The sequence below is a fragment of the Rhizobium sophoriradicis genome (genome assembly GCF_025200795.1).
Taxonomy (GTDB): Bacteria; Pseudomonadota; Alphaproteobacteria; order Rhizobiales; family Rhizobiaceae; genus Rhizobium; species Rhizobium sophoriradicis.
In genome coordinates this window covers 58,878-75,731 of record NZ_CP104152.1, presented here as the reverse complement: position 1 = coordinate 75,731, position 16,854 = coordinate 58,878, and the positions used below count along the sequence as shown (strand labels likewise).

Here is a 16,854-nt window from a genome sequence, read left to right as displayed (position 1 = left end):
GTCCGACCTCGATTATGCTTGTGCCATCGCAGTTTTTGGAGCAACGCTTGATCTCATGCTGTTGAAGAGCAGCGGCGTCCGCGAGAAATCATTCATGACTGACAGCAAAGACGAAGCCCTTTCGCCAGACGGCGTCGGCAACCTGCCCCATCTTGCGGAAGCCCTCGACGACGACCGGTTTCGACACTTTCTCGATCATGTTCCGTTTGCGGTGGCGGTTTCCGAGCTCGGCACCTGTGAGAAGCTAATCTACGTCAACCTCGAATTCGAACGGCTGACAGCGCTCACCGCCACACAGGTGGAGGGAAAGCGCTGGTCGGACATCGAGGTGAATTGCACTGCAGTCTCCGGCGAGGCAACGCTTACAGCCGCTGTGACCACGGCGGAGGAATATATTGGCGCCTTCTCGCTCGTAGCAGAACCCGAAAGCAATGTGATGATCGACGTGTGGTCGAACACGATCGTCAACGATGATGACATCCCGCTGTTTCGTCTGGTCGCCTTTGCTGCCCGCAATGAGGTGACGGGTGGCCAGAGCTTCAGCGAGCTGCTGGCCGAGAAGGATGTCCTTCTTCGAGAACTTCAACATCGCGTGAAGAACAATCTGCAGATGATAACGGCGCTGATCCGAATGGAAGCGCGTAATGCTCAAAAGAATGAGGAAAGCGAGCGGTTTGCACGTCTTGCGGGGCGGATTGAAGCCTTGGCTCTCCTCTATCGCGCACTGTCGGACGACGAGAAGGGCGCGATGATCGATCTCGGCAGCTATGTGAGCCAGATCGCCGCGTCGGTTATGGCCGCCCACGCTGTAGAAGGCATCCGGCTCGACATGAAGGTGGACACCTGGCCGGTTTCTGTGAACGTGGCGATGCCTGCCGGACTCGTCATTAACGAGCTGCTGACCAATACGTTCAAGCATGCCTTCGTAGGGCGGGATAGCGGAGAGATCACTCTGCGCTGTGTCGTCAGCGACACCGGATGCAGGATCACCGTCGCCGATAATGGGGTCGGCCTTCCTCAGGATGCAGCCTGGCCGAACCCCGGAAAACTGAGCGCAATGATCATCCAATCCCTGAAACAGAACGCCCGCGCCGAGATCGAAGTAAGCTCTTCCCCCGGCACTGGCATGAGTGTCTCGCTCGTTTTCCCAAGGATCGAAGCGGCCCAATAGCTGTGTCAGTGGCGCCGGCGCCCTATTCACGGAAACGCTAGACGCTGGGCACCATTCGCAGTTGGTTGGGGCGCGCCCGAAGAGCGCGCCTTCCGCCGATACACACTTACATCTTCGGCAGCAGCACCTTGTCGACGACGTGGATGACGCCGTTCGACTGTTTGACGTCGGCGATCGTCACATGCGCGACATCGCCGTTCTCGTCGGTCAGGGTGATCTTGCCCATATTTTCCCGGGCTTTGATCACGCAGCCGCCGACGGTCTTGATGGCGTGTGCGCCGCCGTCAGCCTTGATCATCTTGGCGACGGTCTCGGCCATCGCATCGGCGGCCACGACGTGGCAGGTCAGGACCTTGGTCAGCGTCGCCTTGTTTTCCGGCTTCAGCAGCGTCTCGACGGTGCCTTTCGGCAGGGCGGCGAAAGCTTCGTTGGTCGGCGCAAAGAGGGTGAAGGGGCCTTTGCCCTCGAGTGTGCCGACGAGGCCGGCTGCCTTGACGGCAGCAACCAGTGTCGTGTGATCCTTGGAATTCACGGCGTTTTCGATGATGTTCTTGCTGTCGAACATCGCCGCGCCGCCAACCATTGGGTTCTTGGCGGCGGCAAAGGCGACAGCAGAAAGGACGGTGGCGAGCGCGAAACCGCGCAACAGGGACTTGATCATGATTTTCTCCTCACCGGACATCATCCGCGGGGCTTTATGCCTGAGCGTCGCCGGATATTTCGAACTACGGAGGTCCGCGCCGAAGAGTTTCAGACAGGAGAAAATGATTTCACGGCCGGCGCCTGATTACGGCCGGTGCACCTTGCCGCTTGCGACGATCGGGCCGGTCGCCTGTCCGGTCGGCGAGCCGCCGAAGGGTTCGAGGCTGACGGCAAGGCTTGCGCCATCCGTGACATGGTTGCGCAGTTCGGCGGGAATGACGAGCTCACCGCTTTCGCCCGGCTGAAAGACGCCGAGCGATTTTGCCAAGCCGCCGCCCGGCACGAGCCAGAGTTCCAGCGATTTCTCCTCCGGCTTGCCGGCAGCGACCGGCACGATCTTCAGCCGGCCGCTTTGCAGCTCGTAGGAGGCGCGGAGATTGATCGCGTTGTTTTCACCGGAAAGCTCGGCTACCAACGGTGCCGGCCCCTCGGGCTGCGGCACAACGCCGGAGGCGAAGATGACGGCGCTGACGGCGACGACGATGCAGGCGAAGGCCAGCGAGCGCCAGAAGACCGCCGAGTTCCACAGTCCTTGCGAGAAGGAGGCGGGTTTGCCGGCATCGCCGAACAGCCGGGACTCAATCTGCTTGAAGGTTTCCCGGCTCGGCGCAACGCCGTCATATTCGTCGTTGAAGGCGGAGAGATTGGCTTCCCAACGGCTGACGATCGCAGCAAATGGGCGATCGTGGCGCATGCGCTCTTCCACCACCCGGCGGTCCTGCAGTGACAGGACGCCCAACACATACTCGCCGGCGAGAACTTCGTCTCGGGAGCGGTCTCCCTTGCTTTTATCGGGCGATGTCATCGTTCCATGCACTCTCTCAGTTTCAAGAGGCTGCGCCTGAGCCAGGTCCGCATCGTGTTCAGCGGAACGCCAAACTGATCGGCCAGTTCCTGATAGCTCAGCCCTTCGACATAAGCCCGTTTCACGGCGACCGCACGATCAGCTTCCAACTCTTCCATGCAGGTGTCAATCCGCCTTCCTTCATCCTTCGTCACTGTCTGCCTTTCCGGGTCGGGCGCGGAATCGGCAAGATCGTAAGCGCTGTCGAGTTCGTCGGCGACGGGCTTGCGGGCGCGCAGCAGATCGATCGACCGGTTACGGGCAATTGCCGAAAGCCACGCCGAGGATGAGCCCGAGGCGGCCTTAGAGCCTTTCCTGGTTAGATTGAAGCATTCTGTTGGCTCAAACGGAGTCGGATGGTCGACCGGCCGGCGCGCGTCGTAGCCCAGCGCTACGGCCAAGGCGGCCGGTCGATCAGCCGGCCCGTTTCAGCCAACCCTCCCGCAGATTTGCCTGGCAAATCTGCAAGACTTGGGAATCGCCGGACGCACTTATCGCTTCGCCGGCGAAGCGGTGCGGCCGGTGGGCCGGGCATCTCTAGCCAGGATCAGAGGCGATCGGCTCGGACGTACCTTGGGGTATGCCCGTCGCCAATCGCCTCTGCCCTGACGAAAACCTGCTCCGGCAGAATGCTTCAATCTAATCAGGAAAGGCTCTAAAGCTGCGGGCGCGCTGCCAGATGCTGATATAGACGTCCTGCAGCGCTTCCTCGGCTTGCCCGCGGTCCTTCAAGATACGCAGGCAGATTGCCAAAAGTTTCGGTGCGGTCTGGTTGTAGAGGGCAGCGAATGCCGTGCGGTCGCCGAGCGCGACGCGGCCGATCAGGTCCTTGATCTCATCGCCTTGCATGCCGTTCCTCATATCGTGCTTTTGCCGTACGGCCGAGGCGAACCCTTGATCTCCGTGCCACATACGAAAAACTATTGCGTTCTGGATTATTCCCTCTGCCGGAAACTTGCGATAAAAGGCCGCGGATCAATTCCTGCGGGGTTCCCATGAACGAGTCCGAAAGCGAAATCCAGGCACGTCTTCTCGCCCAGGCGCTGCCCTTCATGCAGCGTTATGAAAACAAGACGATCGTGGTGAAATACGGCGGTCACGCCATGGGCAACCCCGAACTCGGCAAGGCCTTTGCCAGTGATATCGCGCTTCTGAAGCAGTCCGGCGTCAACCCGATCGTCGTTCACGGCGGCGGCCCGCAGATCGGCGCCATGCTGAACAAGATGGGCATCGAATCGAAATTCGAAGGCGGGCTGCGCGTCACCGACCAGAAGACGGTCGAGATCGTCGAGATGGTGCTCGCCGGCTCGATCAACAAGGAGATCGTCGCGCTGATCAACCAGACCGGCGAATGGGCAATCGGCCTGTGCGGCAAGGACGGCAACATGGTCTTCGCCGAAAAGGCGCGCAAGACCATCAAGGACCCGGATTCCAACATCGAGCGCGTGCTCGACCTCGGTTTTGTCGGCGAGGTGGTCGAGGTCGACCGCACGCTGCTCGATCTGCTGGCCCGCTCGGAAATGATCCCGGTCATCGCCCCGGTCGCCCCCGGCCGCGACGGCGCGACCTATAATATCAACGCCGACACTTTCGCCGGCGCCATTGCCGGGGCGCTGAACGCCACCCGCCTGCTGTTCCTGACCGACGTGCCCGGCGTGCTCGACAAGAACGGCCAGCTGATCAAGGAGCTTTCCGTCGCCGAAGCGCATGCGCTGATCGCCGACGGCACGATCTCCGGCGGCATGATCCCGAAGGTCGAGACCTGCATCGACGCGATCAAGGCCGGCGTCCAGGGCGTCGTCATCCTGAACGGCAAGACCGCCCACTCCGTCCTGCTCGAGATCTTCACCGAGCACGGCATCGGTACACTGATCGTTCCCTGACCGAATAGCGCCGGCATTCAAGAGAGCCTCACCCTGAGGTGTCCCGAAGGGACCTCGAAGGGCGGGGCGGGTGCGCTGGCGTTTGATGCATGCAAGGAGCGGCGCTGCGGCGTGTCCTTCGAGGCTTCGCCCTGCGGGCTACGCGAGAGGTGCGTTGGAGAATGCCGCGCTGAACCCTCCAAGCCGCGATATCGCATCCGACAAGTCGCAAATTGCACGATCTAGCCTTGGCAAGCTTTTCGAATCGTGCTTTAGGTTGCCGCCGAAAACTAACTGGGTTGAGCAAAAAGATGCGCCTTACAGACTGCTATAATTTTCATGATTTCCGGCGCATGGCCAAACGGCGGCTTCCCGGGCCGATCTTCGATTATATCGACGGTGCGGCCGATGATGAGGTGACCTATCGGCGCAACACGGCGGCCTTCGATGCTTGCGATCTGGTGCCCAACGTTTTGCGCGGGGTGGCCGACATCGACATGTCGGTGACCGTCATGGGGCAGAAGCTGGCGATGCCGGTCTATTGCTCGCCGACGGCGCTGCAGCGGCTGTTTCACCATCAGGGGGAGCGGGCGGTCGCGGCGGCGGCGGCCAAACACGGCACGATGTTCGGCGTCTCCTCGCTCGGCACGATCAGCCTGGAGGAAGCCCGGCAGATCAGCGCCGGACCGCAGGTCTATCAGTTCTACTTCCACAAGGACCGCGGTCTCAACCACGAGATGATGGCGCGGGCGAAAAATGCCGGCGTGCAGGCAATGATGCTGACGGTCGACAGTATTACCGGCGGCAACCGCGAGCGCGACAAGCGCACGGGTTTTGCCATCCCCTTCAAGCTCAATCTCGCCGGCATGACGCAGTTTGCGATCAAACCCTCCTGGGCGATCGACTGGCTGACGCATGAACGCTTCCGGCTGCCGCAGCTCGAAAACCACGTCAAGATGGATGGCGGGGCGCTGTCGATCAGCCGCTATTTCACCGAAATGCTCGACCCCTCCATGTCGTGGGACGACGTGGCCGAGATGGTGCGGGCCTGGGGCGGGCATTTCTGCCTGAAGGGCATTATGTCGGTCGAAGACGCCAAACGCGCCGTCGAAATCGGCTGTACCGGCATCGTGCTGTCCAATCATGGCGGGCGCCAGCTCGACGGCTCGCGCAGTGCCTTCGATCAGCTCGCAGAGATCGTCGATGCCGTCGGCGACCGGATCGACGTGATGATGGATGGCGGCGTGCAGCGAGGCACGCATGTTCTCAAGGCCCTGTCGCTGGGGGCAAAGGCCGTCGGCCTCGGCCGCTACTATCTCTTCCCGCTTGCGGCGGCCGGACGGCCCGGCGTCGAACGGGCGCTGGAGACGATGCGCACCGAGATCGAACGCGGCATGAAGCTGATGGGCTGCACCTCCGTCGACCAGTTGACGCGGAGCAATCTGCGCTTCCGGTCCTGAGCGGGATGTCGTTTTCGGGCCGCAGCCTTTCATGCGGATGCGGCCCGCAAAGATCTCAGAGCAGGCTGTAAATCGCCGCCGCTTCCTGTTTCAGCTTATCCATCATCGACCGGTAAGGCCCCGGCCCATAGCTGATGCGGCCGACGCCGAGCCGTGCCAGGGTTTTCACATCGGGGGCGCCCGCCCGCATCATGACATTGACCGGCAGCGACGATGCCGCGCAGATCTTTTCGATCAGACCGGGATCGATCAGCCCGGGCACGAAGAAGCCGTTGCCGCCGGCGGCCGCATAGGCCCTGCCGCGCTCGATCGCCTCGTCCACCAGACCGGCATGTTTTGCAAGATCGCTCTCGGCCAGGAAGAGGTCGGTACGGGCGTTGATGAAGAAGGGGATGTCCTTGCCGTCGGCCATGGCGCGAATGGCGCGGATGCGGGCCGCCTGGCTCTCGACGGGGTAGAGCCCCTCGCCGGCAACCACCCGGTCTTCGAAATTAATGCCGACGGCGCCGGCCTCGACCAGCCTGGCGACGTTGGCCGCCGCCCCCTCGGGCTCCGCCGAATTGGCGCCTTCGAAATCGACCGAAAGCGGCAGGTCGACGAAATCCGCGATGGATTTTGTCGTCTCGACAAGCGCCGACATCGGCAGCTTCTCGCCGTCGGCAAAACCGTGGGCCGCGGCGACCGACCAGCTTCCGGTCGCGAGCGCCTTGGCGCCGGCCTCCGCCACAGCCTTCGCCGTGCCGGCATCCCAGATATTGTAGAGCACGATCGGATTGCCCTTCTGGTGAAGCGCGTGGAATGCCTTGGCCTTTTCAGTCTGGTTCATGCTGTCTCCTCCGTCTTTGCTTGCGTGCTGATCTTTTCTTCATGGCGCAGCAGCCATTGCTTGCGCCAAAGCCCGCCGCCGTAGCCTGTCAGCGACCCGTCTGCGCCGAGGACACGATGGCAGGGCACGATGATGGCCAGCTGGTTGGCACCATTGGCGCGGCCGACGGCGCGCACCACCTCCGGCCTTTCCATCTCCCTTGCAAGATCGCCATAGGTGCGCGTTTTGCCGACAGGGATTTCCATCAGCTTTGCCCAGACATGTTTTTCGAAGGGCGTGCCGCCGAGCGCCAACGGCGTCCTGAAGAGGCTGAGCCGCCCCTCGAAATAATCCCGGATCTCCGCTCCGATCTGATCGATGACAGGGGTGCGGCCGATCGCGACCGAGGAGCGGACGCGTTTCTGCAGCGCTTCGAGCTCGGCCGGCAGCGCCTTGCGATCGTGAAATTCGAGAAGATGCAGATGTGTCTTGTCGGCAACCGCGATCATCGGCCCGAGCGGGGTGTCGAACCAATCGGCAAAGAGCAGTTCGCGGTTCTGCGACAGTGCCGGCGCCTTGCCGACGAGCCGCTGGAAAGCCGAGCGAAAGCCGCTTGGCGATTCATATCCGGCGTCGATCTGCGCATCGATGACACGCGCGCCGGCGGCGAGCTGCCGGGCCGCCTCGCCGAGCCTGATGTAACGGACGATATCGTGGAAGGTCATGCCGAGTGCTCGCTTGAAGGCGCGGCGCACGGTTGAGGGATCATGGCCGCGGCGCACGAGTTCGTCTTCGCTCCAGCGAACCTCCGGCTCGGCCTCGAGCCGGGCCAGCATGGCATCGACGATCGGCTCCCGCCCCGGCTGCTCCAGCGGCCTGCAGCGCCGGCAGGGACGAAAGCCGGAATGCATGCAGGCGGCGATCGTCTCGAAGAACAGGGTGTTTTCCCGCTTCGGCTTGCGCGCCGGGCAGGTCAGACGGCAGAAGACGCCTGTCGTCTTCACGCAGACATAGGCCTGACCCTCGTAATCGGCGCTACGCGCGATCAGGGCGTCATAGAGGATATCGTCATCGGGGCGTTCGAAAAGCATATCCGCTTTCTAGCATCCCGCGCCTGTCGCGTCCGCCGAAAATCAGGCGTCTATTTTATTCCGCCGCGTCGAGGCTTTTGATATGCCGCTGCGGGCGCAGCATCGACTCCTCCTCGGCATCCTGCGGCGCGCCCCAGAAATTCTCGAGCGTTGGGCCATTCTTTAGGTGGCGGCGGCGGAAAAGAAATTCGAGAACCTCATGAAACCAGACGCGGCGCCCCATCTGCGTGTACCAGCGCATGGAATGGCGCTGCTCGCGGTCGCGATGAAAGAGGATGCGCATCAGCGCCTTTGGCCGCGCCTGGACCGCAACCTCGATGAGCTTGACGCAGGCGATCAGCACGAAGGGGTGGAGGTACCGCATCTTCAAGACCTGATGTTTGTAATCCCATTTGCGGATATCGGCCTCGATCACCTGCCGGTCGCGGGCGATACGGAAGAAAGGGGTCCAGCGATGCGGGGTGACATAGAGCGCCTGGATCTGGTCGGGATCGTAGGAGAGCAATTGCCGGAAGCCGCGCCAGAGATCGCTGAGCTTCTCTTCTTCGAAACCGACGACCCAGGTCGCCATCGAGAGGATGTCGTGCCGACGCAGAAGGCGGATTGCCTCCCTGTCGGTCGCCTTGGCTCCGCCCTTCTTGATCAGCGCCAGGGTTGCCTCGTCGGTATTTTCCATGCCGAGCAGCCAGCGCACGACACCGGCCTTGCGATAGAGGTGCAGAATATCGGCGTCGCGGACGATGTCATCCGCCCGCGTCGAGCCGACGATCTGCACCGGCACATTCTCGGCGATCATCGCTTCGAGGAAAGCCAGCCAGGCCTTGCGCGACGAGGTCGGGTTCTCGTCGGCGAGGTTGATGAGTTCGACACCCTGTTCGCGATAAAGCCTGGCGATCTCGCGGGCAAACAGTTCAGGCGAGCGGTGACGCCAGCGGGTCCAGAAGCCGCGCTGGCCGCAATAGTTGCAAAGATGCGGGCAGCCGCGCGAGAACTGCATAACGACCGCCCGCTTGCCACCCCAATAGCTGTAGCGGGCATGATCGATCAGTTCCCAGCCGATGCGATAGGCATCGAGATCGGCGATCGCCTGCGCCGGTTGGGTTGCCTGGACTTCGCCGTGGCCGTCGCGATAGGCGACGCCGGCAATGGAATTAAGCGGACGGTTGGCGGCCAGGGCATCGGCGAGGCGCCGCATCGTTTCCTCGCCCTCCCCTCGCACGACAATGTCGAATGCCTCGGTCTCGGCCAGCACCTCTCGCCAATGGTAGGTGGGAAACACGCCGCCATAGACAATGCGGATGGCGGGATCGCAGCGCTTGACCGCTTCCGCGATTGCGCGGGCAGTAGGATGGGCCGAAGTCGAGCCGGAATGGCCGATCAGCACGAGATCAGGGCCGTTCGCCGTGATCCGGTCGGTGATTTCCGCAATGGTCAGCGGTCCGAATTCCGCATCGATGAGGCCGACATCATGACCGTCATCGATCAGGGGACCTGCGACCGAGAGAAGGCCGAGCGGTGGAAGGTGATCATCGGGAACACGGCTGCCGATCGCGGTATGCGGCGGATTGATCAGAACGATCTTCATGCGACTTTACCCTTGCGGGTCCCCTGTCTGACGCAGGCAGAAAGTCACCAGCGATCAATGGCGATATTCAGCCAGAATCTCTTTAAAGTTGTGAAAATCTGGCGGCATTTTCAAGAAGGCGACGGGAAAGCGGAAACTCGAGCAAAAGCCCTTTGGTTTCCCACGGCAGCCATGCCATAAGACCGCCATGACAAAGATCGACCGCACCCCCGAAAAAGCCGATTTCGACCACGTTACGGATTGGGTTTTCGACCTCGACAACACGCTCTATCCGCATCATGTCAATCTCTTCGCGCAGATCGACAGGAACATGACCGCCTATGTCGCCGCGCTCTTACAGATGGAGCGAGAAGAGGCGCGCAAGCTGCAGAAGCAATATTATCTCGAGCACGGCACGACGCTGCAGGGTCTGATGATCCATCACGGCATCGATCCGAACGACTTTCTCGAAAAGGCGCATGCAATCGACTATTCGGCGCTGATGCCGCAGCCGGAACTCGGGCAGGCCATCAAGGCGCTGCCGGGACGTAAATTCATCTTCACCAACGGCAGCGTCAAGCACGCCGAGATGACGGCAGGAGCGCTCGGCATTCTCGAGCATTTCGACGATATCTTCGACATCGTCGCCGCCGATTACGTGCCCAAGCCGGCGCAGGCGACCTATGACAAGTTTGCGGCGCTGAAGCGCGTCGACACGGGCAAGGCGGCGATGTTCGAGGATCTGCCGCGCAATCTGACGGTGCCGAAGGCGCTCGGCATGCAGACCGTGCTGCTCGTGCCGCGCAATCTGGAAGAGACGGTCGTCGAATGGTGGGAGAAGACGAGCGGCGAAGAGGATCACATCGATTTCGTCACCGATGACCTTGCTGCATTTCTCGGCAAGGTGACCAGATCCGGTTGACGTCACCTTACCAAAGTTTCACCCAGCTTACCGATGTTTAACTGGGTCTTTCCGGCCCGCTGCCATAGCGTCTTTCGTGAGGGGACACCTTACGAAAGGGAAACACGATGTACCGCAACAAGCTGATACTGGCAGCGCTCTCCTCCGTCCTCGTTTTCGGCGCAGCCGCCGGGACAAGCTTTGCCGCACCGGGCAACGGGCCGCGCCCGCATCATGCCGGCATGGACGGTCCGGGCCGCGACGCCTTCCTCGAAATCACCTATGTCCGCATGCTCAAGGAGTTCGACGCGAACAAGGACGGCAAGGTCTCCAAGGAGGAAGCGACCAGCGGCCTCGACAAGATCTTCGCCGCGATCGACACCAACAATGACGGCTCGCTGACCCCCGGCGAAATCCGCCAGTACCGGCAGACGCAGCTGCAGGCGATGAAAGATCAGCACAAGCAGGAGGCCGGCGACGAAAGGGACGCGAAGACTGCGTCCGACATGTCTGACGGCGAGCCCGGGCGGCCAAACCCCGGCGGGCATGACGGCCATCACTGGATGCGCCATGGCGGCAATTTCATGCGCGCCTCGATGATGATGCGCCGGGCCGACACCGACGAGAACGGCCAGATTTCCAAACAGGAAGCGGTCGCCGCCTTCGATAAGCTGTTCACCCGCATGGACCGCAACAAGGACGGCGTCATCTCGATCGACGATATGCCCGACCGGCCGCTTCTGTAAGGCTAAACCATTGCCCTCTTTCCCCGCTCCGGTGGGGAAAGAGCCATGTCAAAGCGTCGGATGAAACCATGCGACGCGCTATAGCTTTTTCATTTTATGCATGTCGTAATCCCGGAACCGCTGCACACTTCCCGGCGACATGCATCAGTGCTCGTAGAAATCCTGAACGATCTTCCATGCGGCGTCGGCCGTGTCGACGAAGCTGATCAGCTTGACGTCATCAGGCGCGATCGTGCCGAATTCGGCCAATGCCTCGAAATTGATGATGCTTCGCCAGAAGGCCTCGCCGAACAGGATCAGCGGCAGGCGCTCCATGCGGCCGGTCTGGATCAGCGTCAGGCATTCGAAGAATTCGTCGAGCGTTCCGAAGCCGCCGGGAAAGACCGCGATCGCCTTGGCGCGCACCATGAAATGCATCTTGCGAATGGCGAAATAGTGGAAGTTGAAGCTGAGCTCCGGCGTCACATAGGCGTTCGGCGCCTGCTCATGCGGCAGCACGATGTTGAGGCCGATCGACGGTGCGCCCTCGTCGGCCGCGCCGCGATTGCCCGCTTCCATGACGCCGGGACCGCCGCCGGTGACGATGACATATTCCTGGAAATCGAAGCTCGCCGAATATTTCGAGCAGAGCCGGGCGAATTTGCGGGCTTCGTCATAATAGATCGACGCCGCCTCCAGATTGGCGCGCTGGATGTCGTTGCGCGCCGCCCAGGCGCTCTGGCCGGGGGCAGGAATGCGGGCGCCGCCGAACATGACGACGGTCGAGCGGATGCCGCGTTCCGTCAGCATCATCTCGGTCTTCAGCAGTTCCAGCTGCAGGCGGATCGGCCGCAGCTCCTCGCGGCAGAGGAAATCCTCGTCGACATAGGCAAGACGATAGGCCGGCGACATCGTCTGCGGCGTCTTCGGCACGGCTTGCGCCCGCTGCCTGTCGGTCGAACTGCTTTTTAGCGGGTCCCATACGCCATCCTTGCGCCTAGAACCGCCGTTTCGTCCCTTCGCCATGTCCAAATGCCTTTCAGTATTGGCAGCATCAACTGCCGGATATGTCGCTATAACGCCTTGAAACCAGATATGATCTTGTCGGAAAAATCATTCCGTTCTACGGGTGCATGCTATAGAGCAGGATATACCCACACCGATCGCATTTCAGGAGACTTCGGCGTCTCCACGATAGAGATCGAAGTTTAAGGAATTCTCATGAGCGCCACCGACCTCGCATCCCTCGAAAAAACCATCGAAACCGCCTTCGACAATCGCGACAATGTGAACATGTCGACGAAGGGCGAGGTCCGCGATGCGGTGGACGCGGCGCTCGATCTGCTTGACGGCGGCAAGGTCCGCGTGGCCGAACGCGGCACCGACGGCAGCTGGACGGTCAATCAGTGGCTGAAGAAGGCGGTGCTCCTGTCCTTCCGCCTCAATGACATGGAGGTGGTCAAGGGCGGCTCGGGCAATTCCACCTGGTGGGACAAGGTTCCCTCGAAGTTCGAAAACTGGGGCGAGAACCAGTTCCGCGCCGCGGGCTTCCGCGCCGTTCCCAACTGCGTCGTGCGCCGCTCGGCCTATATAGCGCCCAACGCCATCCTGATGCCGTCCTTCGTCAATCTCGGCGCTTATGTCGGCGAAGGCACGATGGTCGACACCTGGGCGACGGTCGGCTCCTGCGCACAGATCGGCAAACATGTGCATCTGTCCGGCGGCGTCGGCATTGGCGGCGTGCTGGAGCCGATGCAGGCCGGCCCGACGATCATCGAGGACAATTGCTTCATCGGCGCCCGGTCCGAAGTGGTCGAGGGCTGCATCATCCGTGAAGGCTCGGTGCTCGGCATGGGCGTTTACATCGGCAAATCGACCAAGATCGTCGACCGCGCCACCGGCGAGGTGATGTACGGCGAAGTGCCGCCCTATTCGGTCGTCGTCGCCGGTTCGATGGCTTCGGCCAATGCGACGATGGCAAACGGCCAGCCGGCGCCGCATCTCTACTGCGCCGTCATCGTCAAGCGCGTCGACGAACAGACCCGCTCCAAGACCGGCATCAACGAGCTGCTCAGAGATTGATGACACCGGCACATTGATCCGGTAAACAGACGGCTTCTTTTACGCGAGGCGGCTCCGCCTTGCCATGTCTTTGCCATTCCCGCCGGATAGTTCGACGCCATGACCGCTACCGACCCCGTCGCCAATCTCCAGACGTTGATTCGCTGCCCGTCCGTGACGCCCGCCGAAGGCGGCGCGCTCGCGGCGCTCGACGCCATGCTCACGCCGCTCGGCTTTACGGTCGACAAGGTGACGGCACGCGAAGAGGGCACAGCCGATATCGAGAACCTCTATGCCCGCCTCGGCCGCGACGGCCCGCACCTGATGTTTGCCGGCCACACCGACGTCGTGCCGGTCGGCGACGAGGGCGCCTGGACACATCCGCCGTTTGCCGCCGAGATATCAAAGGGCGAGCTCTTCGGCCGCGGCGCCGTCGACATGAAGGGCGGCATCGCCTGCTTCGTCGCAGCCGTCGCCCGCCATATCGAAAAGAACGGCGAGCCGGCCGGCTCGATCTCCTTGCTGATTACCGGCGACGAAGAAGGTCCGGCGATCAACGGCACGGTCAAGCTGCTGCAATGGGCGGCTGAGCGCGGCGAGCACTGGGACGCCTGCCTGGTCGGTGAACCCACAAATCCCGACCGGCTCGGCGACATGATCAAGATCGGCCGGCGCGGGTCGCTGTCGGGCAGGATCACCGTGCACGGAGTGCAGGGCCACGCCGCCTATCCCCACCTCGCCGACAATCCGGTGCGCGGCATCGTCCAGCTGACGCAGGCGCTGATGGATCCGCCCTTCGACGGCGGCACCGACGATTTCCAGCCGTCGAACCTCGAAGTGACGACGGTCGATGTCGGCAATCCTGCCACCAACGTCATTCCGGCAAAGGCATCGGCAAGCTTCAACATCCGCTTCAACGACAGCTGGACGGTCGACACGCTGCGTGCGGAAATCCTGCGGCGGCTCGATGCCGCCGCCGGCGACGGTCAACTGCGTCCGGGCCGGGAGCCGGTGAAATATGATATCGTCTGGGCCGACCGGCCGAGCCACGTCTTTCTCACCCGCAACAATGCTTTGATCGCCTCGCTGTCTTCGGCCGTCGAAAGCGTCACCGGCCGGTCGCCGGCGCTTTCGACCACCGGCGGCACGTCCGATGCCCGCTTCATCAAGGACTATTGCCCGGTTGTCGAGTTCGGCCTGGTCGGTCAGACGATGCACATGGTCGACGAGCGTGTCGCCGTTGCCGATCTGGAGACGCTGACGGCGATCTACGAGACCTTCATCGACCGCTGGTTCGCCCATGCCGGGTCTTAAGGAAGTCCAGTATTATCTGGCCGGCCTGTGGCTGCTGATCCGGATGGATCCGCGCGGCTTCCGCTTCCTCGATCTGTCGGAGCGCGGCGTCAACCGATCGTTCTGGGCGATGGCCTGGTGCCTGCCGCCGATGGGTATTTCCTGGCTGTGGTGGCGACAGGCCTTCCTGCGGTCGATGCCGCCGGAAGCCGACGTCGATTTTGCCTTCTTTATCAGGCTCGGCCTCGTCGAGGTCGCCAACTGGTTCGTGCCGCTGGTCTTTGCCGGGCTGCTGCTGCTGGCCTTCCGCATGGGCGAGCGCTTCGCCCCCGTCGTCGTCAGCGTCAACTGGCTCGGCGTGCCGCTCTCCTATATCAACGGCCTGCTGCTGGCGCTGGTGTTCTTCCTGCCCGGCACCGTCGGCCTCGTCTCGCTGCTGCTGCTCGCCTTCATGCTGGCGCAGGTCTTCGCGCTGGCACGAATCCTCCGGATGATCTGCCATGATCACGCGCTGATGGTCGGCGCGCTGACGCTGGTGCTGCTGGTGCCGTCGATGATCCTTTCGGAATATCTGCAGCACTTCCTCGGCATCTATCCCGCATGAGCCGGGACGAGGAGGCTCTACGATAGATCGTCACCGTCATCGGTGTCAGTGAGCGGCCTGCGGCGGTCGGTGATCACCTCGGGATAATCCACCTGCAGGAAATAAAGCCCGTCGGGCGGCGCCACCGGGCCGCAGGCCTTGCGGTTGCGCGCTTCGAGCGCCGCCTCGACATCGTCGGGCGTCCACTTGCCTTCGCCGGCGAGCTTCAACGTGCCGGCGAAGGAACGGATCTGGTTGTGGAGGAAGCTCTGCGCGGTGGCGCGGATCTCGATCAGCGCGCCGCTGCGCGTCACGTCGAGCCGGTCGAGGGTGCGCACCGGGCTGTTTGCCTGGCAGTGGGCGGAGCGGAAGGTGGAGAAATCGTGCCGGCCGACCAGTCGCTGGGCGGCGGCATGCATGACCTCATGGTCGAGTGTCTTCGGCACCCACCAGGCCTTGCCGGCTTCGAGCGCCAGCGGCGCCCGGCGGCTGACGATACGGTAGAGATAATGGCGACGGAGCGCCGAGAAGCGAGCATCGAAGAATTCGGGAACCGCCTCGACGTCGAGAATGGAGACGCGCTCGCCGGCAAGCCTCAGATGCGCATTCAGCGCATTCTGCAGCTGATAGGGCGACCATTCCTTGGAAAGATCGACATGAATCACCTGTCCCATGGCGTGGACGCCGGAATCGGTGCGGCCGGCGCCCCGGACCGAAACGGTCTCGCCGGTCAACGACAGCACCGCGGCTTCGAGCGCACCTTGCACCGACGGACCGTTCTCCTGCCGCTGCCAGCCGACATAGGGGCCGCCGTCATATTCGACGGTCATGCGGTAACGCGGCATCAGGAGAGCCTCGTGCCTGCGCCAAGCGGCGTGCCCCGGAGGAAATCGGCCGCGGCGAGCGGCTTGCCGCCTGCCTTTTGCAGCCTGGTCAGCCGCACCGCGCCGGAAGCACAGGCAACGACGAGATCGTCCGTCAGCAGCTCACCGGCGGCGCCCTGCCCCTCAGCCAGCTCCGAGCCCAGCACCTTTACCCGTTCCGGCCTGCCGCCGATCTCAAGCTCGAACCAGGCGCCGGGGGATGGCGCCAGGCCACGGATATGATTGTGCACATCCCTGGCATCTCTTGCGAAGTCGATGCGCGTCTCGGCCTTGTCGATCTTGGCGGCGTAAAGCACGCCGTCTTGCGGCTGCGGCGTCAGCGGCAGGTCGTTCATTTCAAGCTTCACCATGGCTTCCGCCATCGCCTTGGCGCCGACCTGCATCAGCCGGTCGTGCAATTCGCCAGCCGTCATGTTCGGGCCGATCTCGACTTCACGGGTCAGGGCGACGGCGCCGGTATCGAGACCCTTGTCCATTTTCATCACCATCATGCCGGTCTTTGCATCGCCGGCCATAATCGCCCGCTGGATCGGCGCAGCACCCCGCCAGCGCGGCAGTAGCGAGGCATGGCCGTTATAGCAGCCGTCGCGAGTGCCGTTCAAAACCGCCTCGGGCAGCAGCAGCCCGTAGGCGACGACGACGGCGACATCGGCCTTGAACGCGGCAAACCTCTCGCGCTCCTCCGCATCCCTAAAATTGACCGGCGTGAAGACCGGGAGACCAAGCAGCTCGGCCGCCTGATGCACCGGCGATTTCTGGAGATCGAGCCCGCGCCGCCCGCCCGGCCGCGGCGGCTGCGTATAGACGGCGACGATCCTGTGGCCGGCGTCGACGAGCAGGCGCAGGGTCGGAACCGAAAACTCCGGGGTTCCCATGAAAATGATGCTAAGAGACATTCTATCTCGCCA

At 62.5% G+C, this 16,854-nt stretch carries 16 protein-coding genes and 2 pseudogenes; 8 read left to right on the top strand and 10 right to left on the bottom strand.

Annotation, left to right across the window (positions count from 1 at the left end; translation table 11 throughout):
• Positions 1 to 94: 94 nt before the first annotated feature.
• The gene (locus tag N2597_RS00375) at positions 95 to 1,171 is read left to right on the top strand and encodes a sensor histidine kinase (RefSeq protein ID WP_096770719.1); all 1,077 of its coding nucleotides are present in this window, start codon (positions 95 to 97) and stop codon (positions 1,169 to 1,171) included.
• 106 nt (positions 1,172 to 1,277) lie between these two features.
• On the opposite strand, the gene N2597_RS00370 is transcribed toward N2597_RS00375, so the two are convergent.
• The 4 genes and pseudogenes from N2597_RS00370 to N2597_RS00355 form a co-directional block, all read right to left on the bottom strand.
• Positions 1,278 to 1,832: a fasciclin domain-containing protein gene (locus tag N2597_RS00370; RefSeq protein ID WP_183599683.1), complete on the bottom strand. Its 555-nt coding sequence runs from the start codon at positions 1,830 to 1,832 to the stop codon at positions 1,278 to 1,280.
• A gap of 126 nt (positions 1,833 to 1,958) precedes the next feature.
• Positions 1,959 to 2,678, bottom strand: a complete 720-nt coding sequence (locus N2597_RS00365) for an anti-sigma factor (protein WP_183599681.1) — start codon at positions 2,676 to 2,678, stop codon at positions 1,959 to 1,961.
• Positions 2,675 to 3,034 (bottom strand): annotated as a pseudogene (locus tag N2597_RS00360) (sigma-70 family RNA polymerase sigma factor); the annotation flags it as partial. The pseudogene N2597_RS00360 and the gene N2597_RS00365, both read right to left, overlap by 4 nt.
• 334 nt (positions 3,035 to 3,368) lie before the next feature.
• Positions 3,369 to 3,566 (bottom strand): annotated as a pseudogene (locus N2597_RS00355) (sigma factor); the annotation flags it as partial.
• A gap of 146 nt (positions 3,567 to 3,712) precedes the next feature.
• Between N2597_RS00355 and argB the strand changes: the two are divergent.
• Together argB and N2597_RS00345 are read left to right on the top strand one after the other, a co-directional pair.
• On the top strand, positions 3,713 to 4,600 hold the full coding sequence (argB, locus tag N2597_RS00350; protein ID WP_012482454.1) for an acetylglutamate kinase: 888 nt from the start codon (positions 3,713 to 3,715) through the stop codon (positions 4,598 to 4,600).
• A gap of 290 nt (positions 4,601 to 4,890) precedes the next feature.
• The gene (locus N2597_RS00345; RefSeq protein ID WP_077991169.1) at positions 4,891 to 6,039 is read left to right on the top strand and encodes an alpha-hydroxy acid oxidase; all 1,149 of its coding nucleotides are present in this window, start codon (positions 4,891 to 4,893) and stop codon (positions 6,037 to 6,039) included.
• Positions 6,040 to 6,094: 55 nt separating this feature from the next.
• Here the strand turns inward: N2597_RS00345 and N2597_RS00340 are convergent, their stop codons facing one another.
• From N2597_RS00340 to bchE, 3 genes are read right to left on the bottom strand one after another with little or no spacing between them, the layout of a single operon-like run.
• The gene (locus tag N2597_RS00340; RefSeq protein WP_183599679.1) at positions 6,095 to 6,865 is read right to left on the bottom strand and encodes an isocitrate lyase/PEP mutase family protein; all 771 of its coding nucleotides are present in this window, start codon (positions 6,863 to 6,865) and stop codon (positions 6,095 to 6,097) included.
• A complete protein-coding gene (locus N2597_RS00335; RefSeq protein WP_183599677.1) occupies positions 6,862 to 7,935 on the bottom strand; it encodes a bifunctional transcriptional activator/DNA repair enzyme AdaA in 1,074 nt (357 codons plus the stop codon). Before N2597_RS00335 ends, N2597_RS00340 begins: the two co-directional genes overlap by 4 nt.
• Before the next feature lie 55 nt (positions 7,936 to 7,990).
• On the bottom strand, positions 7,991 to 9,520 hold the full coding sequence (gene bchE / locus N2597_RS00330) for a magnesium-protoporphyrin IX monomethyl ester anaerobic oxidative cyclase (protein ID WP_183599675.1): 1,530 nt from the start codon (positions 9,518 to 9,520) through the stop codon (positions 7,991 to 7,993).
• Positions 9,521 to 9,707: 187 nt separating this feature from the next.
• Here bchE and N2597_RS00325 point away from each other — a divergent pair, with 187 nt between their 5' ends.
• Both N2597_RS00325 and N2597_RS00320 read left to right on the top strand, forming a co-directional pair.
• Complete coding sequence (locus N2597_RS00325) at positions 9,708 to 10,421, top strand: pyrimidine 5'-nucleotidase (RefSeq protein WP_038686552.1); 714 nt, start codon at positions 9,708 to 9,710, stop codon at positions 10,419 to 10,421.
• 107 nt (positions 10,422 to 10,528) lie between these two features.
• The gene (locus N2597_RS00320; protein ID WP_106797045.1) at positions 10,529 to 11,146 is read left to right on the top strand and encodes an EF-hand domain-containing protein; all 618 of its coding nucleotides are present in this window, start codon (positions 10,529 to 10,531) and stop codon (positions 11,144 to 11,146) included.
• Positions 11,147 to 11,290: 144 nt separating this feature from the next.
• Here the strand turns inward: N2597_RS00320 and N2597_RS00315 are convergent, their stop codons facing one another.
• A complete protein-coding gene (locus N2597_RS00315) occupies positions 11,291 to 12,151 on the bottom strand; it encodes an LOG family protein (RefSeq protein WP_038686548.1) in 861 nt (286 codons plus the stop codon).
• A gap of 195 nt (positions 12,152 to 12,346) precedes the next feature.
• Here N2597_RS00315 and dapD point away from each other — a divergent pair, with 195 nt between their 5' ends.
• From dapD to N2597_RS00300, 3 genes are all read left to right on the top strand, one after another.
• On the top strand, positions 12,347 to 13,207 hold the full coding sequence (dapD, locus tag N2597_RS00310) for a 2,3,4,5-tetrahydropyridine-2,6-dicarboxylate N-succinyltransferase (RefSeq protein WP_106797044.1): 861 nt from the start codon (positions 12,347 to 12,349) through the stop codon (positions 13,205 to 13,207).
• A 99-nt stretch (positions 13,208 to 13,306) separates the two neighbouring features.
• On the top strand, positions 13,307 to 14,500 hold the full coding sequence (dapE, locus tag N2597_RS00305) for a succinyl-diaminopimelate desuccinylase (RefSeq protein ID WP_077991183.1): 1,194 nt from the start codon (positions 13,307 to 13,309) through the stop codon (positions 14,498 to 14,500).
• Positions 14,487 to 15,083 carry a hypothetical protein gene (locus N2597_RS00300; RefSeq protein ID WP_009989997.1) on the top strand — a complete coding sequence of 199 codons (597 nt, stop codon included), beginning with the start codon at positions 14,487 to 14,489 and terminating at the stop codon, positions 15,081 to 15,083. Before dapE ends, N2597_RS00300 begins: the two co-directional genes overlap by 14 nt.
• A 17-nt stretch (positions 15,084 to 15,100) precedes the next feature.
• Here N2597_RS00300 and truA read toward each other — a convergent pair whose 3' ends face one another.
• Complete coding sequence (truA, locus tag N2597_RS00295) at positions 15,101 to 15,907, bottom strand: tRNA pseudouridine(38-40) synthase TruA (protein ID WP_077991185.1); 807 nt, start codon at positions 15,905 to 15,907, stop codon at positions 15,101 to 15,103.
• Entirely contained in the window at positions 15,907 to 16,842 is a 936-nt protein-coding gene (fmt, locus tag N2597_RS00290; protein WP_183599673.1) for a methionyl-tRNA formyltransferase, read from the bottom strand. The genes truA and fmt overlap by 1 nt, the downstream gene beginning before the upstream one ends.
• Positions 16,843 to 16,854 lie beyond the last annotated feature (12 nt).